Origin of the sequence: Nocardioides bizhenqiangii, from assembly GCF_034661235.1 — a bacterium.
Taxonomy (GTDB): Bacteria; Actinomycetota; Actinomycetes; order Propionibacteriales; family Nocardioidaceae; genus Nocardioides; species Nocardioides bizhenqiangii.
This window is the reverse complement of sequence record NZ_CP141059.1, coordinates 4,079,799-4,101,638: the sequence shown is the minus strand read 5'-3', so window position 1 is coordinate 4,101,638 and position 21,840 is coordinate 4,079,799. Positions and strand designations below refer to the sequence as shown.

21 protein-coding genes are annotated in these 21,840 nt (G+C 70.8%); 13 read left to right on the top strand and 8 right to left on the bottom strand.

Annotated features, from left to right (window positions below; genetic code table 11):
* Positions 1 to 281: 281 nt before the first annotated feature.
* Positions 282 to 1,133, top strand: coding sequence for a helix-turn-helix domain-containing protein (locus SHK19_RS19970; RefSeq protein ID WP_322937262.1), 852 nt, complete (start codon positions 282 to 284; stop codon positions 1,131 to 1,133).
* A 4-nt stretch (positions 1,134 to 1,137) separates the two neighbouring features.
* Here SHK19_RS19970 and SHK19_RS19965 read toward each other — a convergent pair whose 3' ends face one another.
* From SHK19_RS19965 to SHK19_RS19955, 3 genes are read right to left on the bottom strand one after another with little or no spacing between them, the layout of a single operon-like run.
* A complete protein-coding gene (locus SHK19_RS19965) occupies positions 1,138 to 1,650 on the bottom strand; it encodes a LytR C-terminal domain-containing protein (protein WP_322454654.1) in 513 nt (170 codons plus the stop codon).
* 23 nt (positions 1,651 to 1,673) lie between these two features.
* Positions 1,674 to 1,976: a type II toxin-antitoxin system VapB family antitoxin gene (locus SHK19_RS19960; protein WP_322454655.1), complete on the bottom strand. Its 303-nt coding sequence runs from the start codon at positions 1,974 to 1,976 to the stop codon at positions 1,674 to 1,676.
* Between the two features lie 33 nt (positions 1,977 to 2,009).
* Positions 2,010 to 2,183, bottom strand: a complete 174-nt coding sequence (locus tag SHK19_RS19955) for a hypothetical protein (RefSeq protein WP_322937261.1) — start codon at positions 2,181 to 2,183, stop codon at positions 2,010 to 2,012.
* A gap of 211 nt (positions 2,184 to 2,394) precedes the next feature.
* Here SHK19_RS19955 and SHK19_RS19950 point away from each other — a divergent pair, with 211 nt between their 5' ends.
* From SHK19_RS19950 to SHK19_RS19930, 5 genes are read left to right on the top strand one after another with little or no spacing between them, the layout of a single operon-like run.
* Positions 2,395 to 3,198: an esterase/lipase family protein gene (locus SHK19_RS19950; protein ID WP_322937260.1), complete on the top strand. Its 804-nt coding sequence runs from the start codon at positions 2,395 to 2,397 to the stop codon at positions 3,196 to 3,198.
* A complete protein-coding gene (locus SHK19_RS19945) occupies positions 3,195 to 3,986 on the top strand; it encodes a lysophospholipid acyltransferase family protein (protein WP_322937259.1) in 792 nt (263 codons plus the stop codon). The genes SHK19_RS19950 and SHK19_RS19945 overlap by 4 nt, the downstream gene beginning before the upstream one ends.
* A 7-nt stretch (positions 3,987 to 3,993) precedes the next feature.
* The gene (locus SHK19_RS19940; RefSeq protein WP_322937258.1) at positions 3,994 to 5,631 is read left to right on the top strand and encodes an AMP-binding protein; all 1,638 of its coding nucleotides are present in this window, start codon (positions 3,994 to 3,996) and stop codon (positions 5,629 to 5,631) included.
* Entirely contained in the window at positions 5,628 to 7,124 is a 1,497-nt protein-coding gene (locus tag SHK19_RS19935) for a WS/DGAT/MGAT family O-acyltransferase (RefSeq protein WP_322937257.1), read from the top strand. The genes SHK19_RS19940 and SHK19_RS19935 overlap by 4 nt, the downstream gene beginning before the upstream one ends.
* The gene (locus tag SHK19_RS19930) at positions 7,121 to 8,098 is read left to right on the top strand and encodes an alpha/beta fold hydrolase (protein WP_322454661.1); all 978 of its coding nucleotides are present in this window, start codon (positions 7,121 to 7,123) and stop codon (positions 8,096 to 8,098) included. The genes SHK19_RS19935 and SHK19_RS19930 overlap by 4 nt, the downstream gene beginning before the upstream one ends.
* Here the strand turns inward: SHK19_RS19930 and SHK19_RS19925 are convergent.
* On the bottom strand, positions 8,088 to 9,284 hold the full coding sequence (locus SHK19_RS19925; protein ID WP_322454662.1) for a flavin monoamine oxidase family protein: 1,197 nt from the start codon (positions 9,282 to 9,284) through the stop codon (positions 8,088 to 8,090). The genes SHK19_RS19930 and SHK19_RS19925 overlap by 11 nt on opposite strands.
* 199 nt (positions 9,285 to 9,483) lie before the next feature.
* Between SHK19_RS19925 and SHK19_RS19920 the strand changes: the two genes are divergently transcribed.
* Positions 9,484 to 9,963, top strand: coding sequence for a peptide-methionine (S)-S-oxide reductase (locus SHK19_RS19920; RefSeq protein WP_322937256.1), 480 nt, complete (start codon positions 9,484 to 9,486; stop codon positions 9,961 to 9,963).
* Between the two features lie 158 nt (positions 9,964 to 10,121).
* On the opposite strand, the gene icmF is transcribed toward SHK19_RS19920, so the two are convergent.
* Complete coding sequence (gene icmF, locus SHK19_RS19915; RefSeq protein WP_322454664.1) at positions 10,122 to 13,277, bottom strand: fused isobutyryl-CoA mutase/GTPase IcmF; 3,156 nt, start codon at positions 13,275 to 13,277, stop codon at positions 10,122 to 10,124.
* 220 nt (positions 13,278 to 13,497) lie between these two features.
* Here icmF and SHK19_RS19910 point away from each other — a divergent pair, with 220 nt between their 5' ends.
* Complete coding sequence (locus tag SHK19_RS19910; protein WP_322454665.1) at positions 13,498 to 15,561, top strand: alpha-L-rhamnosidase-related protein; 2,064 nt, start codon at positions 13,498 to 13,500, stop codon at positions 15,559 to 15,561.
* Here the strand turns inward: SHK19_RS19910 and SHK19_RS19905 are convergent.
* The 3 genes from SHK19_RS19905 to SHK19_RS19895 all read right to left on the bottom strand — a co-directional run bounded on the left by SHK19_RS19905 (position 15,552) and on the right by SHK19_RS19895 (position 17,221).
* On the bottom strand, positions 15,552 to 16,061 hold the full coding sequence (locus SHK19_RS19905) for a low molecular weight protein-tyrosine-phosphatase (protein ID WP_322937255.1): 510 nt from the start codon (positions 16,059 to 16,061) through the stop codon (positions 15,552 to 15,554). The genes SHK19_RS19910 and SHK19_RS19905 overlap by 10 nt on opposite strands.
* An 8-nt stretch (positions 16,062 to 16,069) precedes the next feature.
* Positions 16,070 to 16,471, bottom strand: coding sequence for a phage holin family protein (locus tag SHK19_RS19900; protein WP_322937254.1), 402 nt, complete (start codon positions 16,469 to 16,471; stop codon positions 16,070 to 16,072).
* Positions 16,472 to 16,537: 66 nt separating this feature from the next.
* Positions 16,538 to 17,221, bottom strand: coding sequence for a GntR family transcriptional regulator (locus SHK19_RS19895; RefSeq protein WP_322454668.1), 684 nt, complete (start codon positions 17,219 to 17,221; stop codon positions 16,538 to 16,540).
* Positions 17,222 to 17,309: 88 nt separating this feature from the next.
* On the opposite strand from SHK19_RS19895, the gene SHK19_RS19890 reads away from it, so the two are divergent.
* The 5 genes from SHK19_RS19890 (at position 17,310) to SHK19_RS19870 (ending at position 21,838) form a co-directional block, all read left to right on the top strand.
* Positions 17,310 to 18,233, top strand: a complete 924-nt coding sequence (locus SHK19_RS19890) for a dimethylarginine dimethylaminohydrolase family protein (protein WP_322937253.1) — start codon at positions 17,310 to 17,312, stop codon at positions 18,231 to 18,233.
* 37 nt (positions 18,234 to 18,270) lie between these two features.
* Positions 18,271 to 19,338 carry a histidinol-phosphate transaminase gene (gene hisC, locus SHK19_RS19885; RefSeq protein WP_322454670.1) on the top strand — a complete coding sequence of 356 codons (1,068 nt, stop codon included), beginning with the start codon at positions 18,271 to 18,273 and terminating at the stop codon, positions 19,336 to 19,338.
* 62 nt (positions 19,339 to 19,400) lie between these two features.
* On the top strand, positions 19,401 to 20,396 hold the full coding sequence (locus SHK19_RS19880; protein ID WP_322454671.1) for a DUF2510 domain-containing protein: 996 nt from the start codon (positions 19,401 to 19,403) through the stop codon (positions 20,394 to 20,396).
* Positions 20,397 to 20,471: 75 nt separating this feature from the next.
* Positions 20,472 to 20,813 (top strand): hypothetical protein, encoded by a 342-nt coding sequence (locus SHK19_RS19875; protein WP_322454672.1) that lies wholly within the window; start codon positions 20,472 to 20,474, stop codon positions 20,811 to 20,813.
* Positions 20,814 to 20,926: 113 nt separating this feature from the next.
* The gene (locus SHK19_RS19870) at positions 20,927 to 21,838 is read left to right on the top strand and encodes a DUF2510 domain-containing protein (RefSeq protein ID WP_322937252.1); all 912 of its coding nucleotides are present in this window, start codon (positions 20,927 to 20,929) and stop codon (positions 21,836 to 21,838) included.
* The last annotated feature ends 2 nt before the right edge of the window (positions 21,839 to 21,840 follow it).

The following is a 21,840-nucleotide window of genomic DNA, read 5'->3' as shown; positions in this document are numbered from 1 at the left end:
ACAGGCCTCGGCGTGAGATTGTGAGTCCAGCCTTACTTTCGGCGTCGACCACGTCAACGGTGAGGCGAACCTGCCGGCCGGGCTCCACCTTCGGCAGAAGGGAGTCGCGACGCTCCAATCGCGACCACCCGAGGGGGATCGGGATCATCGAAACTATTTTTAGAACAACAGTCCTTGGGCGCATCGACGCCCTCCGCGGGCAGCGACCAGAACTGGCCCGTCTGCTCAACGCGATGCAGGGCGACTCTGATCAGGGTCATGCGCCGCTCCACGCCGCTGGGTTGTCCGTCTTCGAGCGCATCGACCGGCTCGAGTCCGGGCCTTTTGCCGCCGCCTGGCGGCGGTTGGTCGGCGTTCTGGCGACCTATCCGGACACACCGGAGTCCGCCCTCAAGACAGCCGTGCTGACCAACATGCTCGGTGTGATCGCCCTCGGCGACGCCGAGGACTATCAGCACACTGCCAACCTCGTGCGCCGGTTCGGCCATCAACAGGTCGCGCAGATCCAGAACGAGCTCGACGACCTGGTCAGGCTCGGCCCACACCTGCCGCTGACGACGGCCGCCTGCCTCGAGCTCGCGCGCCGTACCCACATCGAGCGGGCAGTGGCGACCGCTGGTCAGCCCGACGAGGAAGCGTCCGCGGTCGCGGGCAAGTGCTACGCCACGGCGTTCTGGCTGCTGATGGCCGACGTCGACCCGTTGCGTCCGGCACCGGTTCCCAAGGACGCCGACGAGCTGGCGCAGGTCATCGAGCGGCGCGGTGTCGACGAGTGGCGCAAGGTCTTGGCGATCATCGCGGCCAACCCGTGGGGCCCCGAGGTCTCCAGACTCACCGAGCTGGCGGTCGAGGCAGACCTGCCGGCCCCGGCCTCCGCGATGGAATGGTGCGCGAAGGTCTACCGCAAGCGGTTCGAGGAGGCCGAGCGACTCGAGGTCGCCAAGGAGATCCGGCGACTGGTGGCGATCAGCGGCTGCAGCCAGCGACAGTTCGCGCAGTACATCGGCACCTCACCGTCCCGGCTGTCCACGTACGTCAACGGCCTGGTCACGCCTTCCGCGGCGATGATGCTCCGGATCAGCCGATCCGCATCGGCGCTGGCTCAAGGCGCCACCTGGTCCGGCGGCCTTTGAGCGGTCAGGACGACGGCGGGCTGCAGACGGTGCTTTCGTCCTTGACCTTGATGCCGGTCTTGCCGTCCTTGATGCCGGGGAAGCCCTCGCCCACCACGACGGTGACCCCCGGGTCGGCGGTCGCCTGGTCGGCGATCCGGGTGTTCTTGCCGAAGTAGGTGCGGAGCAGCCGGGCCGCGGGACCGTCGGGGTCGGGCGTCCAGATCACGACCCCGCTCTCGCCGGTCTCGGCGGCGGTGTTGCTGATGGCCCCCTCGGCGAACCCCTTGCGCACGAGCGCGTCCATCGTCTCGCCGGCGAGGCCGTCGGTGCCGCTGGCGTTGAACACGTTGACGAGGACGTTGCCGGGCGTGATCCGATCACCGGCGGCGAAGGTGGAGTCGGTGCACGCGGGTTGGTCCATCTTCTCCGGGAACGGATCGGTGACCGTCGACCACGCCCAGGCCACGCCGGTCACGAAGAGCACGGCGAGGACGGCCAGGGTCACTGCCGACCGGGTGCGTGCCGTGATGTCCACGCCGTCAGCCTAGATCGAAGGATCTAGGCCTTGTCGTCCACCCTGAGCACGCGGGCGTGCAGCACGTTCCGCTGCTGGAGCGCCGCCCGCAGCGCCCGGTGCAGTCCGTCCTCGAGGTAGAGCTCGTCGCGCCACAGCACGACGTGGGCGAACAGGTCGCCGAAGAAGGTCGAGTCCTCGTCGAGAAGCGCCGCCAGCTGGAGCGTGTCCTTGGTCGTGACCAGCTCATCGAGGCGCACCTGACGCGGCGGCACCGATGCCCACTCCTTCGAGCCCAGGCCGTGGTCGGGGTACGGCCGACTGTCGCCCACGCGCTTGAAGATCACGGTCCGAAGTCTAAGGACCGGGTGGCTACCGGTTCAGGCTGTCCAGCGCACCGCATCGTCGACGAAGTCGGCGAGTGCGTGCACGCCGCGGAGGTCGGCGCGCTCCTCCATCAGCCGGGTGAGGCCCTGGGCGTGACGGCTGCGGAGGGCGGCGCGGCGCTCGAGACTGCGGTCGACGGGGGTCCCGGAAGAGGTCGTGTCGGTCATGTCCTCCAGATTGCAGGCAGAAACGACCGTTTCAACGAACCGACGGTTACAGATCGGTGTCCAGTGCCGTGATTGTCGTTACATGCCTGGAAGGACCGATCACCGTGTGCGGACGGGACCGACGTCACAGGGCGCAGGGATTGGCGGGTGGGTGGCCAGCACCGCATACTCGAACTAAAGTAGAACGTGTTCTAGATCCTGGAGTGATCGCGTGTACGACTTCGAGGGCGACAAGACCGGCAGCGCCGCCAACCCCGCCGGCGGCGGGCCGCACCGTGCCCTGTTGCTGCTCGAGGCACCGCGGCTGGCCGGCGAGCTCGTGGCCTCCCACGCGATCGACCTGGTGGCACCCCGCCGGCCGAGCGGGGACGGTCGGCCGGTGCTGGTGATCCCGGGGTTCCACGCGACCGACGTCATGACCGGACGGTTGCGCAGCCACCTGAGGCGCCACGACTTCCGCGTGCACGGGTGGAGCCAGGGCGCGAACATGGGCCTGACGGACCCGCTGATCGACGGGCTGGTCGACCGCTTCGAAGCGCTCCGCAAGCAGTACGACGAGCCGGTCAGCGTCGTGGGCTGGAGCTTCGGCGGCGTCCTCGCCCGCTGGCTCGCGCACTCCTACCCGGGAGACGTCCGCCAGGTCGTGTGCCTGGGCTCGCCGTGGCGCGCCGAGGGCGAGCGGACGCGGGCGACCGCAATGTTCGAGCGGTCCCGTCGCAAGCACGGGCTCTCCAACCGGGCCCGGCCGATGGTCGACCTGCTGCGCGGTCCGGTGCCCGTGCCGTGCACGGCGGTCTTCTCCAAGAGCGACGGGATCGTGCCGTGGCGCGGTTGCGTGGTCGACCTCGCGACCACCCCGCCCGCCGAGAACGTCGTGGTCCCGAGCAGTCACGTCGGCATGGTCGCCAACCCCCTGGTCCTCGACGTCGTCGTCGACCGGTTGTGCCAGGACCCCGAGGACTGGCAGGAGTTCTCCTGGCGCCGGGCGCTGGCACGGAAGTGGGTGAAACCGTGAGCGCGGACCTGCTCGCCCACCGCGACCCGGCGTACATCGCCAAGGCCCTGCCCTTCCTCAAGCTGGCGATGAAGGGCTACTTCCGATCCGAAGTGAGGGACATCGACCGCGTGCCCGAGGGCGGCGCGCTGATGGTCGGCAACCACTCGGGCGGTCTGTTGGCGATGGACGTGCCGATCATCGCCGTGGCGTTCGCCGACACGTTCGGTGCGGACCGCCCGCTCTACTGCCTGGCGCACGACATACTGTTCACCGGCATGGCCGGCCCCTTCTTCCGCAAGTTCGGGTTCGTGCCGGCGGACCGGGCGAGCGCCGGTGAGGTGCTGGCGTCGGGAGCGGTCACGATCGTGTTCCCCGGCGGCGACTACGACACCTTCCGTCCCACGCTCAAGGCCAACGTGATCGACTTCCAAGGTCGCAAGGGCTACGTCCGGACCGCGCTCGAAGCCGGCGTCCCGATCGTGCCGGTCGTGTCGATCGGGGGGCAGGAGGCGCAGTTCCACCTCACCCGCGGAGAGTGGCTCGGACGGCTCTCGCCACTGCGGAAGGTGATGCGCACCGACCTGCTGCCGCTGACGTTCGGCTTCCCGTTCGGCCTGACGCCCGCTGGCGCGGGGAACATCCCGCTGCCGACCAAGATCGTCACCCAGGTGCTCGACCCGATCTACATCGAGACGGAGTTCGGGCCTGATCCCGACATCGCCGAGGTCGACGAGGCGGTGCGCGCCCGGATGCAGGAGGCGCTGGACGGGCTGGCTCGCGAGCGCAGGTTCCCGGTGCTGGGATGACCACGCCATGAACAACCGAGGTCGGCTGCGCACGCAGCTGTGGGCGACCGGTCACCTGCTCCGGAGCAGGATGATCGGTCCGATGCGTCCTGACCGGTACGTCGGGATGACGCGGGTCCTCCGCCGTTACGGACCGCACGCCACCACCGGCTTCGCCCTCGCCGCCAACCGCCGACCGGACGCCACCGGCCTCGTCGACGATCGCGGGTCGTTGACGTGGCAGCAGATCCAGGACCGCGCCGACGCGCTGGCCGTCGGGCTCGCCCAGTTGAGCGGCGGGCAGCCGACATCGGTCGCCATCCTCTGCCGCAACCACCGCGGCTTCGTCGACGCGTTCCTCGCCGCCGGCCGACTCGGAGTCCCCGGCCTGCTGCTCAACACCGGCTTCTCCGGGCCGCAGCTCGCGGACGTGCTCGAGCGCGAGCAGGCGTCGCTGATCGTCTACGACGAGGAGTTCGCCGGGCTCGTCGCCGACGCCCGTGAGCGGATCCCCGGCCTGACCGGGGTGCTCGGCTGGGTGGACGACGAGGTCGCGACGCGCGAGCAGCCGACCGCGGAGCAGCTGATCGCGGAGCAGCTGATCGACGCCCATCGTGGCGAGCGGCCGCCGCCCAGTCGCCCCGGGCGCGTCGTAATCCTGACGTCGGGCACGACCGGCACGCCCAAGGGCGCCACCCGCAGCGGTGGCGGTCCGGAGGAGCTGGCGGCGATGCTCGAGCGGATCCCCTGGCACGCAGAGGAGACGGTCGTCGTCGCCGCGCCGATCTTCCACGCGTGGGGCTTCGGGCAGCTCGTGATCGGGGCGACGATGGCGTGCACGATCGTGCTCCGCCGGAGGTTCGACCCCGAGGCGACACTCGCGCTGGCGGACCAGCACCGGGCCACCGGCATCGCGCTGGTGCCGGTGATGCTCGAGCGGATCATGGAGCTCCCCGCGGACGTGCTCGACCGCTACGCGCTCGACACCGTCCGGTTCGTGACCGCGAGCGGGTCGCGGATGCGCGGCGAGGCCGTGATCGCCTTCATGGACCGGTTCGGCGACAAGGTCTACAACAGCTACAACGCAACCGAGGCCGGCCAGATCAGCGTCGCCTCGCCGGCCGACCTGCGGCACGCACCGGACACTGCCGGCCGCCCGGTCACCGGCACCACCGTGAAGCTGGTCGACGACGACGGCAACGAGGTCCCGGTCGGCGAGGTCGGCCGGATCGTGCTGCGGGGCGCCTCGGAGTTCGACGGCTACACGGCCGGCGACAGCAAGGACTCGCTCGACGGCTTCATGGTGTCCGGCGACGTCGGCCGGATGGACGCCGAGGGACGGCTCTACGTCGTCGGGCGCGACGACGACATGATCGTGTCCGGCGGCGAGAACGTCTACCCGGTCGAGGTCGAGCGCGCGATCGGCGAGCTGTCCGAGGTGCGCGAGGTCGTGGTCGTCGGCGTCGACGACGAGAAGTACGGACAGCGGCTGGCGGCGTACGTCGTACCGGCCGAGCCGGAAGCGGTCGATGCCGACCGGGTGCGTGCCCACGTGAAGGCTCGGCTCGCCGGCTACAAGGTGCCGCGCGACGTCGTCCTCCTCGACGAGCTGCCGCGCAACGCGTCCGGCAAGGTGGTCGCGCGCGACCTACCAGAGCCGAAATGACGCGCTCGATCAGCCGGATGACCGGTGGCGACGCGGGGTTCCTCTACATGGAGACCCCGTCGATGCACATGCACACGCTCAAGATCGCCGTCCTCGAGCCGTCGACGGACAACACCTTCGACCGGCTGATCGAGATGATGACGGAGCGGCTGCGGCTGCTGCCCCCGATGCGCCGGCGCGTCGTACCCGTCCCCTTCGCGCTCCACCACCCTGTCCTGGTGACCCAGCGGGAGATCGACCCGCGTCGGCACTTCTTCCGCCACCACATCGGCGGCGCGGGCACGATGCGCGACCTCGAGCGCCTGATCGGCGAGATCTGCAGCACCCCGCTCGACCGGAGCGTGCCGCTCTGGGAGCTGCACCTCTGCGAGGGTCTCGCCGACGGAAAGGTGGCGATCGTCGGGAAGATCCATCACGCCATGGCCGACGGTCTCGCCGCCAACGCGATGCTGGCCAACGTCATGGACGTCAGCTCCACGGACATGCGGACGTCGGTGCGGACCGAGGCGCACGAGGGTGTCGACGACCCCAGCAGCAGCCTGCTCGTCCGGCACGCGCTCCGGGACGCCGCCAGCCAGCTGCGTGAGTTCCCGACCCTGATCGCCAGCACCGTCCGGCGGCTCGCGGAGGTCGCGCGCTACCGCAGAGAGATGGACGCCAAGGTCCCGCTGCCGGTCAAGGACGCCCCCCGGACCTCCTTCAACGGGCCGCTCACGCCGAAGCGCAGCTTCGCGACCGCGACCGTCCCGCTCGCCGACCTCAAGCGGGTGCGCAGCACGCACGCCGACATCGAGGGGCTGACCCTCAACGACGTGGTGCTCGCGGTGGCGTCGGGCGCGCTCCGGCGGTGGCTCGCGCTCCACGACGAGCACCCGCGCACCTCCCTGACCGCGGGTGTCCCGGTGGGACTCGACGCGACGGACACGGAGCCCCGCCTGATCGGCAACAACGTGTCGAACCTGTTCACCACCCTGGCGACGGACGTCGAGGACCCCGCCGAACGGCTGCAGGCGATCTCGACCACGACCCGGCATGCCAAGGCGATCTCCCAGCGGCTCGGCGCAGCGCTGATGGAGTGGTCGCAGTTCGCCCCGCCGGCGCCGTTCGCCGCCGCGGTGCGTGCCTACTCACGGCTGCGGGGCGCACGGTTCCACGCGTCCGCCTTCAACGCGATCGTCTCCAACGTGCCGGGGCCGCGCGAGCGGGTGAAGGTCGCGGGCGCACAGCTGGCCGACGTCTTCAGCGTCGGGCCGCTGACCGAAGGCATCGGGCTCAACATCACCGTCTGGTCGTACGTCGACCGGATGAACTTCTCGCTGCTCGCCTGCCCCGACCTGCTGCCGGACGTCGAGGTGCTGGCGTCGTTCATCCCCGCGGCGGTGGCGGAGCTGCTCGGCGAGCCCGAGCCGGGAGCGGCAGCCGACTCCGTCGACGAGCGGGTCGACGAGCGGGTCGACGAGCAGGACGACGCCGGAGACCAGGAGACCGCATGACCTACCGGACCATCGGCCACCACTCCGCCCGGGCCGGTCGTGCTGGCGCGCGCGTCGGCGGCCGGGCACTCGTGCGAGGACTGCGCGGGCTCGCCGACGGGGCGACGCCCGACGTACCGGTGCCACCGCCGGGACGCGCGGTCGACCTGCCCGGCCGCGGGACGACCCACGTCCTCGACCTGGCCGGACCGACGCCGGACGCCCCGATCCTGCTGCTCATGCACGGGATCGCGACCACCGGGCCGCTCACCTGGTTCTCGGTGCTGGAGGACCTGCGGCAGCGCTACCGGGTGGTGACGTTCGACCAGCGGTGGCACGGGCGGGGCATCCGGTCGGAGAACTTCACGCTCGACGACTGCGCCGACGACGCGGTCGCGGTCCTCGACGCGCTGGGCATCGAGCGGGCGGTCGTCGTCGGCTACTCGATGGGTGGCGCGAGCGCGCAGGTCCTGTGGCACCGGCACCCCGAGCGGGTCGCCGGTCTGGTGCTCTGCTCGACCTCCGCCCGCTGGCAGGGGCACCTGGGAGAGCGAGTCTTCTTCCTGATGCTGCGGGTCGCCAACTACGGCCTGCTGTCGGTGGCGGCCGACAAGGTGCAGGCGCACGCCGACACCTTGCCGCCGCTCGCGGAGGACGCCCCCGAGGCGGGGCTCCGTGCGTGGTGCATGGCCGAGCTCCGGGCGACCAGCCTGTGGTCGCTCCCGGTCGTGATGGCCGAGCTCGGCCGGTTCGACGCGACCAGCTGGATCGGCGGCGTCGCAGTGCCGACCGGGATCCTGGTCACCGCCCGCGACCACGCGATCCCGACGGAGCGGCAGTGGCAGCTGGCCGGTCGGATCCCCGGTGCGATCACCCGGGTGGCGCCGGGAGGCCATGCCTCCCTCGTGTTCGACCTGGCGCGCTGGAAGCCCGTCTTCCTCGAGCTCGTCGACGCCGTCATGGAGCGGGCGAGCGAGGACGCCGTCAGCCGGTGATCGTGCGCGCTGCACGGAGGCCGCTGCGGATCGCGCCTTCCATCGTCCCCGAGTAGGGACCCGCGGTGTGCTCGCCGGCGAGGACCAGCGGGCCGGCCGGTCGCTGGAGCGGCGCGGCGGCTTCGGGCGGACGGCCGGCGAGCACGTAGGAGTAGCCGCCGCGCGACCACGGGTCGGTCTCCCAGTCGGTGAGCAGGGCCTCGCCGCCGACGAGGTCGAGGTCCGGCCGCAGCGCCGTGAGATGGCGGACCCAGGTGTCGGGGCCGTCGGCGACCTCCAGCAGGTCGCGCGCGACCGGTCCGCCGGCGAAGCACGACACCGCCCGGACTCCCGCGTCACCGGCCGGGTCGAGCGAGTTCCACGCCCACCACGCGTGCGTCGGGTGCTGGACGCCGTCGGGCCGCGCGCGGTTGGTCGTCGGCACCGACAGCTTGACCGCGGTCCCGGTCGCCAGGCCGGTCAGCCCCTCCTGCCACGCGGCGGGGAATCCCGGCTCCCACGCGAGGTCGTCCAGCAGCGGCAGCGGTACGGCGATCACCGCGCGCCCGACCACCAGCGACTCACGCTCGGTCGAGAGGACCACGTGCCCGTCGTCGACGGCAATGCCGGTCACCGGTGTGGTCAGCCGCACCCGGTCGCCGAGCGCGGACGCCAGCGCCGACGCGATCCGCTGGTTGCCGCCGACCACGCGGGCAGCCGCGTCGAGCCGGGCGCCCGCCGCCCGCGCGACCTGGACGCGGGCGCTGGCGGTGCCCGGTCTGCCCGCGGTCGACGTCGCGATCCGGAGGAACGTCGGGTCGCCGGCGTACCCCTCCCCGATCCCGGCCTCGAACGCCGCTTCGACGGTCGTGTCCTCCTCGGGGATCTGCTCCGCGACGGTCTCCAGGGTGCGTTCGAGGTCGGCGAGGGTCAGCACGTCGCCGGTGACCCGTCGCCGGTGGAAGCGCACGCCGTGCGGCGCCAGGGGCAGCTCGAGCTCGGCGCAGACCCTCCGGATCGTGTGCTGGTCGGCGTCGATCCACTCGCCGCCGCGCTCGACGACGACGCCGTTGGGGAGCGTCGGCGACCAGGTCCGGCCACCGACCCGGTCGCGCGCCTCGAGCACGATCACCTCATGGCCCGCGCGGTGCATCCTCCACGCGCAGGCCAGGCCCGCCAGTCCCGCACCCACCACGCCGATCCGCATGAGACCTGAGTATCGGGGCTCATGCGCACCGAGGCGAGCAGGTCGACCCTGACGGCATGACGCGGACGTACCGGGAACCACGCTGAGGCCTTGGCGCGGACGGCCTTCGTCGACAAGAGCCGGGTCGACGGCGGACGGCTGCAAACTTGCGCCGGCTCGGCGTAGTGTCCTTGTTGCCCTGCGACGGAGGGAGAGAACGATGGTCGAGGGCGTCGAAACCGCGGTTCTCGCTGGAGGCTGTGCGTGGGTGATGCAGCAGCTTCTGCGTCACCCCGAAGGAGTGATCTCCACCCGGGCTGGATTCATGGGTGGCAAGAACGACGACCCGACCGAGGAGAACAACGTCGGGCATGCCGAGGTCGTCGAAGTCACCTTCGATCCCGCGCGTATCTCGTACAGAGGACTGCTGGAGGTGTTCTTCCAGGTTCACCGGCCCGACCTCGATGAAGGCATCGTCGGTTCGCAGTACCGCTCCGAAGTCTTCTGCACCACGCCGGACCAGCAGAGAGCGGCCAAGGACATGCTCCGCGACGTCGACGCGTCGGACCACTGGCCCGGCAGGACGGTGACCAAGATCAGCGAGGCCACGGTGTTCTGGGCGATGGGACCGGGGGATCAGGACTACTTCCAGCGGTTCCCGCGCGACTGCACACCACCGTTTCCTCGGCAGGACGACTAGGGCACGTCTCCTTATCCCGCGCCTGCTACGCGACGTTTCCGCCTCGATCTGGCTGCGTTGGCGTCGCTCGATGGGCGGACGAGCACGACTTCGCTCCGCCGCCTTGCCAGATCGGCCGGAAACGCCGCTCGCGACGCCGCCGGATAAGGAGACGTGCCCTAGACGTTCCTGCGGTACTGCCCGCCCACCTCGAAGAACGCCTCGGTGACCTGGCCGAGCGAGCAGACGCGGGCGGCGTCCATGAGGACGGCGAAGATGTTCTCGCCGCTCGTCGCGGCCTCCTTGAGCCGGGCGATCGCCGCCTCCGCCTCGTCGGCGTGCGCGGCGCGGAAGGCCTCGACCCGCTCGAGCTGGGAGCGCTTCTCGTCGTCGGTCGCGCGGGCGAGCTCGACGTGATCGGGCGTTCCCTCCGCGTCGGCGGCCGGCGACCGGAACGTGTTGACGCCGATGATCGGCAAGGAGCCGTCGTGCTTGCGGTGCTCGTAGAGCATCGACTCGTCCTGGATCCGGCCGCGTTGGTAGCCGGTCTCCATCGCGCCGAGCACGCCACCGCGCTCCGAGATCCGCTCGAACTCGGCGAGCACCGCCTCCTCTACCAGGTCGGTCAGCTGGTCGACGACGAACGAGCCCTGGAGGGGGTTCTCGTTCATGGCGAGGCCCCACTCGCGGTTGATGATCATCTGGATCGCCAGGGCACGGCGGACGGACTCGTCGGTCGGGGTCGTGACGGCTTCGTCGTAGGCGTTGGTGTGCAACGAGTTGGCGTTGTCGTAGATCGCGCACAGCGCCTGGAGGGTGGTGCGGATGTCGTTGAACGCCATCTCCTGCGCGTGCAGGGACCGGCCCGAGGTCTGCACGTGGTACTTCAGCTTCTGCGAGCGCTCGTTGGCGCCGTACCGCTCCTTCATCGCGACCGCCCAGATCCGGCGGGCGACGCGGCCGATCACCGTGTACTCCGGGTCCATGCCGTTGGAGAAGAAGAAGGACAGGTTGGGCGCGAAGTCGTCGATGTCCATGCCGCGGGCGAGGTAGGACTCGACGTAGGTGAAGCCGTTGGCGAGCGTGAACGCGAGCTGGCTGATCGGGTTGGCCCCGGCCTCGGCGATGTGGTAGCCGGAGATCGAGACGGAGTAGAAGTTCCGTACGCCGTGCTCGATGAACCACTCCTGGATGTCGGCCATGCACCGCAGCGAGAACTCGGTGGAGAACAGGCAGGTGTTCTGACCCTGGTCCTCCTTGAGGATGTCGGCCTGCACCGTGCCGCGCACGACCCGCAGCGCCTCGGCCGGGTCCATGCCCTTGTCACGGGCCTGGTCGATGACCGTGTTCAGGAAGAACGCGAGGACCGTCGGCGCTGGTCCGTTGATGGTCATCGACACCGACGTCGTCGGCGACGTGAGTTCGAAGCCGTCGTAGAGGACCTTCATGTCGTCGAGCGTCGCCACGCTGACGCCGGAGGTGCCGACCTTGCCGTAGATGTCGGGCCGCTCGGCCGGGTCGCGCCCGTAGAGCGTCACGGAGTCGAAAGCGGTCGACAGTCGGGTCGCCGGCTGACCCTCGGAGAGCAGCTTGAAGCGGCGGTTGGTGCGGAACGGGTCGCCCTCGCCGGCGAACATCCGAGCCGGGTCCTCGTTGTCGCGCTTGAAGGGGAAGACGCCGCCGGTGAAGGGGAAGTGGCCCGGCAGGTTCTCGCGGCGCCGGAACCGCACCAGCTCGCCGTGGTCCTCGAACCGGGGCAGGGCGACGCGGGGGATCCGCGTGGACGACAGCGACTCGCGGCCGGCGTCCTCCGCGTAGCGCTCGACGACGGAGGGCCACTCCTCGAGCTGCGTGCGCAGGTCGTCGGGGAGGTCTCGAGACGCTTGCTGCGCGAGTTCCTTGACCTCGGGAACCTCGGCCGCCACTTCGGTGAACCGCTGTGCCCGACGGGCGGCGAGGACCAGCTCCTCGGTCTCCGCGTGGTAGCCGCGGACGATCTCGGTGATCTCGGCGAGGTAGCGGACCCGGTCGGCCGGCAGGACCTGCTGGATCCGGGTCGAGACCTTGCCCTCGACGGGCGCCAGCTGGCCCTCGTCGATCGCGAGGCCGTGGTCGGTCAGCTGCCCGCGCAGGAACTGGTAGAGCGCCGTCACGCCGTCGTCGTCGAAGGTCGCGGCCGAGGTGCCGAACACCGGCATGTCCTCGGGGCGCTGTCCGAACGCCTCGCGGTTGCGCACCAGCTGGCGGGCGACCTCCCGCAGCGCGTCCTTGGCGCCGCGTCGTTCGAACTTGTTGATCGCCACGGCGTCGGCGAAGTCGAGCATGTCGATCTTCTCGAGCTGGGAAGCGGCGCCGTACTCCGGCGTCATGACGTAGAGGCTGGTGTCGACGAACGGGACGACCGCCGCGTCGCCCTGGCCGATGCCCGGCGTCTCGACGATCACCAGGTCGAAACCGGCGGCCTGGGTGGTCGCGATGACGTCGGCGAGGTGGCCGGGCAGCTCGTGCGCGCCACGGGTCGCGAGGCTGCGGAAGAAGACGCGGTCGCGGTCCAGCCCGGGTCCGTCGAGGTCGAGGCTGTTCATCCGGATCCGGTCGCCGAGCAGAGCACCGCCGCCCTTGCGGCGGGTCGGGTCGACAGCGAGTACTGCGACCCGCACCTTGTCGTGCTGGTCCATCCGCAGCCGCCGCACCAGCTCGTCGGTGAGCGAGCTCTTGCCGCTGCCGCCGGTGCCCGTGATGCCGAGCACGGGGACCGGCCGGGCGGCCGCGGCTTCCCGGATCCGGGCGAGCGCGTCGTCGCCGACCGCGCCGGTCTCGATGCCGGTGATCATCCGGGACAGCGCGGGGCGGTGACCGGAGAGCAGCTCGTCGGCGCTCGCGCTCCGGAGTGACCACAGGTCGTGGTCGCAGTCGCGTACGACGGAGTTGATCATCCCGGGCAGGCCCATCCGCTGGCCGTCCTCGGGGGAGAAGATCGTGACGCCCGACGCGCGCAGCCGCTCGATCTCGTCGTGCACGATCACGCCGCCGCCACCACCGACGACCTTGATGTGACCGGCCCCCCGGCTGCGGAGCTGCTCGACGAGGTACTCGAAGTACTCGACGTGGCCGCCCTGGTAGGACGACACCGCCACGCCCTGCACGTCCTCCTCGACCGCCGCCTCGACGATCTCGGCGACCGAGCGGTTGTGGCCGAGGTGGATCACCTCGCAGCCCTGGGCCTGGAAGATCCGGCGCATGATGTTGATCGCCGCGTCGTGCCCGTCGAACAGGCTCGATGCGGTCACCAGCCGGATCGGGTGGTGCGGCTTGTGCAGGGGTGTGCGGACCATGTCACCTCAACTAGTTGGACGTCCTAGAAAATAGTAGGACATCCAAGTAGTTACCCCAAATCGAGGTGGGCAGCCGACCGCAGCGGCGGAGTGCCGGGGAACTGGCGGTGGCACACCGCGTCGCGGGCGGATGGCCGGTTCCGGTCAGGACTGTTCCGCGTGACGGTGATCACGGCTACGGTCCACTGAAACCTTTCAATCTCGTGTCTCAGGAGCCTGTATGTCGTCGACCCGCCGCCCGCGGACCCGCCAGTTGATCGGCCTCGGTCTCGCCGCTCTCGCCGTGCCCGCGCTGGCGCTGAGCCCCACCCCCGCTGCCCTCTCGTCCCAGCCGGAGGGTGCCGCCGACCGACCGTGGGAGAAGTACATCCTCGCGCCCGACTCGCGCGATGTGCGTGCGGAGCGCGTCCACGCCGCCGCCGGTCCGGTGTCGAACCCCGAGGGCGCGTGGGGCGAGGGATCCATGGTTCTCGGCAAGGGGTCGCAGGTCACCCTCGACTTCGGCATCAACATCGGCGGCATCCTGAACCTCTCGTTCGGCGAGGTGACCGGCTCGCCGGCTCGCGTGGGCGTCGCGTTCTCGGAGACCGCCCGGTACGTCGAGAGGCAGTCGGAAGCCTCGACAGGCGGCCCGCGCGGGCGCGACGGGACGGTGTGGGTGGACGCGGTCGCCGGAGAGACGTGGACGGCGCCGCCCGCGCTGCTGCGGGGCGCGTTCCGCTACGTGACTTTGTTCGTGGACGACCAGGCCTCCGTCGCTGTCGACGACGTCCTCGTCGACTACACGGCCGCGCCGCTGATGGAGGACCTCCGGGCCTACCCGAACCACTTCTACTCGTCCTCCGACCTGCTGAACCGCATCTGGTACGCCGGCGCGTACACCACGCAGCTGACCACGATCGAGCCGACGACCGGCCGGAGCTGGCCGGCGCCCGCCGCGCTGTGGGACAACTCCGCCACCACCGGTGTCGGGGAGTCGATCCTCGTCGACGGGGCGAAGCGGGACCGGACTGTATGGCCGGGCGACCTCGGCATCTCGCAGGGCACGGCGTTCGTGTCCACCGGAGACACCGTCTCGGTCCGCAACTCGATCATGACGGCGTACGCGCACCAGAAGGACTCCGGCGAGCTTCCGTACGCCGGCCCGGAGCTCAGCTTCTACCGGTCCGACACCTATCACCTGTGGACGTTGCTGGCCACGGCCGAGCAGTACGCCAACACCGCGGACCTCGCCTGGCTGCAGGAGGTATGGCCGCACTACCTGGCCGGCCTCGACTACATCCGTGCCAAGGTCGGCGGACGCGACCTCCTCTACATCGACCAGACCAACGACACGACCCACGAGTCACGGATCCCCGACGGTGAGGAGTCGATGGCCAACGTCCTCTACTGGCGGCTGCTGACGACCGGCGCCCGCCTTGCTGCCGACGCCGACGCCGGACTTGCGGCCGACCTCGAGGCCGAGGCCGTGCGGGTCGCCGGCGCGATCGACCGGCACCTCTGGGACGAGGAGGCAGGCGCCCTCCGGTGGTACCCGCACCGGTCGGACGTCCACCCGCAGAGCGCGAACTCGCTGGCCGTGTGGTGGGGTCTGCTCGACGAGCAGCGCGCGGACCGGGCGATGGTTTACCTCCGGGACCACAACTGGGTCGAGCGTGGGGCCCGGACGCCCGAGCGTGACGACGACCTGCAGCTCCTCTTCGGGTCCTTCGAGGTGCAGGCGCAGCTGGCCGCGGGAGACCCGGAGGCACAGCGTGCGGCGGTCGACCTCATGGAGCGGCAGTGGGGCTGGATGCTCGAGCAGCCGCAGGGCCCGCAGAGCACGTTCTGGGAGTCGCTCCGGGAGTCGGGTGAGATCGTCAGCTCCTACCAGTCCTACGCCCACGGCTGGTCGACCGGCCCGACGCGGGCGCTCACCGAGCAGGTGCTCGGGATCGAGCAGGCCGATGGCGGCGCGACGTGGGAGGTCGACCCGCATCTCGCCGGTCTCGAGCACGCCGAGGGACGTCTGGTCACCGCCGCCGGGCCGATCGACGTCTCCTGGGTCGACGAGGGGCGCGTGCTGCGCCTGGACTTCTCTGCGCCTGAGGGCACCGAAGGCTCGATCGGCGTCCCGCTGGAGGGCGAGAAGGTGGTCGTCCTGCTCGACGGCGAGGTGGTCTTCAACAGCAGTGCGGACAAGGAGTTCGGGCATCCGTTGCGTCGCACCGGCGAGCGGGTGTACGTCGATGACGTCACCGGCGGTGACCACACGGTGGTCGTGCGGGTGGTCGGTCAGCGGTAGTCGAGGACCAGCGCATCGACCAGGGCGTCGGCGGTCCGCTCGATCATCGCCAGCACGTCGTGGAAGCCGTCGTCGCCGCCGTAGTAAGGGTCGGGCACCTCGGCGCCTGGCTCGACGGGGTCGAAGTCGCCGAAGAGGCGGACCCGGTCGGGGTCGACGTCGCCGTCCGCGAGCGCGTGGAGGTCGCGGACGTTCTGGTGGTCCATGGCGAGCAGGAGGTCGTGGGCGGTCAGCCACGACGGCGCGACCTGCTGGGCGCGGTGGGCGGAGGCGTCGTACCCCTCGCTGGTCAGGAGGGCCGCCGCCCGCCGGTCCATCGGGTGGCCGACGTGCCAGTCGCCGGTCCCGGAGCTGACCACGCTCACCTTGTCGGCGAGCCCGGCTGCCGCGACCCGTTCGGTCAGGACCACGTCGGCCATGGGGGAGCGGCAGATGTTGCCGAGGCACACGAGCGCGATCCGGTACCGCCCCGGCGTCCTGGGCGGCGGAAGAGCCGGCACCACCCGTCCTACCTGTCCTTGTCCTCGACGCCCACGATCGCGTCGAGGATCCAGGTGGTGATGCTGATGATGATCGCGCCGCCGACAGCAGGCCAGAAGCCGTCGACGTGGAAGCCGACGTCGAACTGGTCGGCGATCCAGCCGGTGAGCATCAGCACCAGCGCGTTGACGACGAGGAGGAACAGCCCGAGCGTGAGCAGGATGAACGGCAGCGAGAGGAGCACGAGGACCGGCTTCACGAAGGCGGTCACCAGGCTCAGGATCAGCGCCACCCCGAGCAGCGGGAGCAGCTTCTCCTCGAGCTCGCCCTGGCCGCTGTCCGGGCCGGTGAACCAGATGTCGTCCATCACCTGAGCTGCGAGGGCGAGGGCGATGCTGGTGATCGCCCAGCGGGCGAGGAAGGCAACCATGCGTCGAGTCTGCCAGCAGCGGTCGCGACTACCGACCGCGCCAACCGCCGGCCGGCTCGGGCCAATTCAACGCAGCGCGAGGGCCTCGACGATCTCGTCGGCCGCGTCGTCGATGTGGCGGCGCAGGAACTCGTAGGCGCCGTCGAGGTCGTCGTCCTCGAGGAACCGGACGAGCGGTTCGTGGGACTCGGCCTGGTCGTGGGCGTTGCGGCGCACCCGGTCGACCTGGGCGAGCGCCAGCTTCAGCTCGTCCATCAGGCTCTCGGCCATCTGGACCAGGCGCGGGCTGCCGGTGAGCTCGACCAGGGAGACGTGGAACGCGAGGTGCCGCTCGTTGAGCTCCTCGTACGACGCCTTCCCGCTCCGCACCGCGCTGGTGTAGGCCTCGAGCGTCTGGCGGACCCGCTTGCGCGCGTCGTCGCCCGCAGTCGGCCACGCGCGCAGGCCCGCACCCTCCAGCACCCACCGGGCCGCGCACACGTCGCGTACCGACTCCGCCCGCGGCGTCGCCACGCTCACCCCGCGGTTCGGCTCGCGGGTCGCGAGGCCCTCGGCGACCAGCGCCATCAGGGCCTCGCGCACGGTCGGGCGGGAGACGCCGAGCGACTCCGCGAGGGCCAGCTCGCGCAGGGGGGTGCCGCTCTCGACCTCGCCCTCGAAGACCGCCCGGCGCAGCTCGGCGGTCACCCGCTCGACGGTGGAGGCGTGCTCGACGCTGAGGGAGTCGAACTGGGGCTGGGCGGTCGGCATATCGCCATTGTCGCGCACCCGCCCCTGACCTGTATGCTGTCTCATTGTCAGATTGTCTGACAATCCAAGGTCGACGAGGGGAGCTGGAATGACGCTGGGTTGGGGTCGCCACTACGCGATGGTCGAGCCGTCGCAGTTTCGGGTCGAGTACGCCATCAACCCGTTCATGGACCCTGCCGTCCAGCCCGATCCCCAGCGGGCCACCGCACAGTGGCAGCAGCTCGTCGACACCCTGCGAGCGGCGGGCTCGACGGTCGACATCATCCCGGGTCGTCTCGACAGCCCGGACATGGTCTTTGCGATGAACCTCGGGCTCGTCCTCCTCCGTCCGGAGTGGCAGGGCGCCGGTCGCCGCTCGGTCGTGCTGTCCCACATGCGCTTCCCGCAGCGCCGCAACGAGACGCCGAGCGCGCAGCGGTGGTTCGAGACCAACGGGTTCGCGGCGTCGTACGTCGGGCGCGAGGGGGTCGGCGCGCACTTCGAGGCCGGCGACGCCTTCCCGTTCCGCGGCGACCTGGTCGTCGGCATCGGCCCGCGCACGGACGAGCTGGCGCTCAAGCACCTCGCGGCCGACCTCGGCGTCACCGTGCGCGGCGTGCGGATCACGCACCCGGCGATGTACCACCTCGACCTCGCCTTCTGCCCGCTCGACGAGGGCCGCGCGATCGTCTGCCCCGAGGCGCTCGAGCCCGCGTCGGCCGACCTGCTGCTCTCGCTGGTGCCGGAGCCACTGGTGATCACCGAGGAGGAGGCGATCAGCACGCTGTGCGCCAACTCGGTCGTCGTCGGCCGCACCGTCGTGATGCCGGCCTGCCCGCCCCGCGTGCGCGCGCAGCTGGAGGCGTGGGGCTTCGAGGTCGTGCTGGTCGACGTGTCGGAGTTCCACCTCGGTGGCGGCTCGGTGCGCTGCCTGACCAACCCGCTCGACATCACGCTCGGGCGTGAGCTGGTGCCGGTGACCGGCGGCCGGGTGGTCGCGCCGCCCTCGGAGCGGGAGAACCCGGCGGCTTGACGACGCCGTCGGGCAGGCAGGCCGTAGGGTCGCTGACATGGTCGAACCGCTGCCTCATGTGCGGGACATCCCGCCGTACGTCCCGGGCAAGCCGGCGGTGCCGCAGCCGGGCCTGACGACGTTCAAGCTCTCGTCCAACGAGAACCCCTACCCGCCGCTGCCCGGCGTGCTGGCGACCGCCCAGCAGGCGGCCGAGGCGATGAACCGCTACCCCGACATGGGGTGCGTCGCGCTCTACGACGCGCTGGCGACCAGGCTCGGAGTCGGCACCGACGAGCTGGCTGCCGGCACCGGCTCGGTGGCGCTGATCTACCACCTGCTGTCGGCGTACTGCGGCATCGGTGACGAGGTCGTGCACGCGTGGCGCTCGTTCGAGGCCTACCCGATCGCGATCACGGCCGCCGGCGCGACCGGCGTGAAGGTGCCCGTCACCGCCGACGGCCGCCACGACCTGTCCGCGATGGCGGCGGCGATCACCGACCGGACCCGCGCCGTCCTCCTCTGCACGCCCAACAACCCGACCGGCCCGGCGCTCGGCCACGCCGAGGTGGCGACGTTCGTCGCCGGGGTGCCCGACGACGTGCTCGTCGTCGTCGACGAGGCCTACCTCGAGTTCGTGCGGATGGCGGACCCGGTCGACGGGCTCGCGCTGCTCCGCGGCCACCCCAACGTGGTGCTGCTGCGCACGTTCTCCAAGGCCTACGGCCTGGCCGGGCTGAGGGTCGGGTACGCCGTCGCGACACCCGAGGTGGCTGGCGCGCTGCGTGCCGTCGCGCTGCCGTTCGGAGTCTCGTCGGTCGCCCAGGCCGCCGCGGTGGCGTCCCTGGCGCACGAGGAAGACCTGATGGCCCGGGTCGACGCCCTGGTGGAGGAGCGCGACCGGCTGGTCGCCGGGATCACCGACGCGGGCTGGACCGTCCCCGAGCCGCAGGGGAACTTCGTCTGGTTCGACCTCGGCGAGCGGACCGCCGATCTGGCCGCGACGTTCGGGGACGCCGGGCTCGCGGTCCGGCCCTTCGCCGGCGAAGGGCTGCGGATCAGTGTCGGCGAGCCGGAGGCGACCGACCGGCTGGTTGCTCTGCTGCGCACCACGCCGCCCGCCTGATCGCGCCCCCCGTCCGGGGTGGCTACGGTTAGGCCACCCACCCCACGTTTCAAGGAGCCCCGGTGCCCGGAGAGTCCCCCAGCCAGCCCGGCTGGTACCCCGACCAGAACGGCACGATGCGCTGGTTCGACGGCGCGTCCTGGACCGACCACGTCCAGCCCGGGTCCGGACCCGCCGGCTCCGCAGCGGCCGGCTCCGAGCCGACCCAGGTGCAGCCGGGTTCGCCGTCGCCGACCCAGGCATTCCCGCAGCAGCCGGGTTGGGGTGGGCAGCCGCCCGCTGGTCCGCCGTCCGGTCCGCCCGGAGCCGCACCCGGATCGCCGTACGGCGCCGTGCCCCAACCGTCGTTCCCGGGTGGTCCCGGACCGGGTGGTCCGGGTGGCTACCCGCCGCCGCCGTCCAGCGGCGGCAGCAAGGGCCTGCTGATCATCTTGGCGGTGGTCGGTGCGATCGTGCTGATCGCGATCCTGGCCGTCGGCTCGTGGGCGATCTTCCTCCGCGACAGCGACGACGACTCGGGCAGTGACAACGGCGGCGACGACAGCTCGCTGCCCGACACCACGCCCGAGGATGTGGTCGAGGAGTACGTGCAGGCGGTCAAGGACGGCGACTGCGAGGCGGCACTCGCTCTCCTCAGCGAGAAGCTGATCGCCGAGGAGGAGGCGAACTGCGAAGACGAGGAAGACTTCATGACGGACGAGGAGTTCGAGTACGTCGTGGGGGAGGCGACCATCGACGAGGAGGCCGAGACGGCCACCGTGCCGTTCGAGGTGACCGCCGAGGGGTTCAGCGAGGAGTTCCCGATCGGGTTGGTCGTCGAGGACGAGGAATGGAAGATCGACTCGTTCGAGGTGGCGGAGGCCCCGAGCGACGTCGTGACCGAGGCGACGCCCTCGGTGCCGACGGACCTCACCGACCTGCCGACGGACCTCAGTGACTTCCCGACGGATCTCAGTGACTTCCCCACGGACTTCCCGAGCGGCTTCCCGACCGATCCGGAGGAGCTCGAGTCCTACTTCGAGACGTTCCTCTCCGACTTCATCACCCCCACCGGATAACCCGGAACCTCCGTCGTCGGGAGGAAATCCGGCGAATCGGTGGACAGATCCTGCTCCGCTCAACAGGCTGGTGCCATGAGCCAGCCCCCGTATGGTGCCCCGCCGCCCCAGCCCGGTCAGCCGCAGCCCTATCCGGGTCAGCAAGCTCCCCAGGGCTACCCGCCGCAGCCGGGCTACCCGGCCGGGCCTCCGCAGGGCTACCCGCCGCAGCCGGCCGCCGGCCAGGCGCCGCCGGCGTACCTCCAGGGCGGGGCTCCCGGCCACGTGCCGGCGCCGTCCGGCGGTTCCTACGGACCGGCGCTGCCGCCCCCGCCGCCGAGCAAGAAGCGCACCATCGGCTTGCTGATGGGTCTCCTCACCGCGATCGCCCTCATCGTGTTCGTCGTCGTCGTGTTCCTCATCAGCAAGGCCAACTGAAAGCTCGACGTCGTCGCCACGCACGCGGTTGACGGCTGCCCGGACATGCAATGATTCCGGGCATTGCCGCCCGCTGATCCTGCGGGCCGCCCCCAGACCTCCAGGAGCGCGCGATGTCCGACCCGAACCAGCCTTCGACCCCTCCCGGGTGGTACCCCGACGGCCAGGGTGGCCAGCGGTGGTGGGACGGCAGCAAGTGGACCGAGCACACCCAGCCTCCCGCGGGCGGCGCGCCGGCGGCCCCGCCGGCCCCGGCGTCGCCGGGCGTCCCCGGCCCTGACCTGCCGACGCAGGTCGCGCCGAACCGCGCGTCCAGCTACCCGGGCGGCCAGCCCGGCCAGCCTGCTGCTCCCCAGCAGCCCCAGCAGCCGCAGCAGGGCGTGTACGGCGCGCCCGCCGGCGGCACCGGCAGCTTCGGACAGCCGACCGGCCAGCCGGGCTACGGCCAGCAGCCGTTCGGCGCCTCCACCACCGGCGGCGGCTCCGGTGGCGGCAGGGGCAAGCTGTTCGCCATCATCGGCGGTGCGGTCGGCGCGCTGATCCTCGTCGTGATTCTGGTCGTCGTGCTGTTCAACATCGTGCTCGGTGGTGGACCTGAGGACGTCACCGAGGACTACCTCGACGCTGTCTTCGAGGAGGACTACGGGAAGGAGTGCGAGCTCCTCTCCGAGGACTACCGGGAGAGCAATCTCGGGGACGCCGACGACTGCGACGAGTACGCCGAGGACCGCGAGAAGGAGGACGAGGAGTTCGAGGAGGAGTTCGAGAACGAGTACGACCAGTCGTACGACGACTTCATCGGCGACATCGACCGTGACGTCGAGATCAAGGACGTCGAGGAGAAGGGTGACGACGAGGCGATCGTGGACTGGGAGATCAAGTACGAGTACACCGGTGACAACGACGACATCATCGACGGACAGCTCGATGGCGAGACCGAGGAGACGAGCACCGGCACGTTCAAGCTGGTGAAGGAGGACGGCGACTGGAAGGTCGACGACCCCTATTACAGCGACGAGGAGTGATC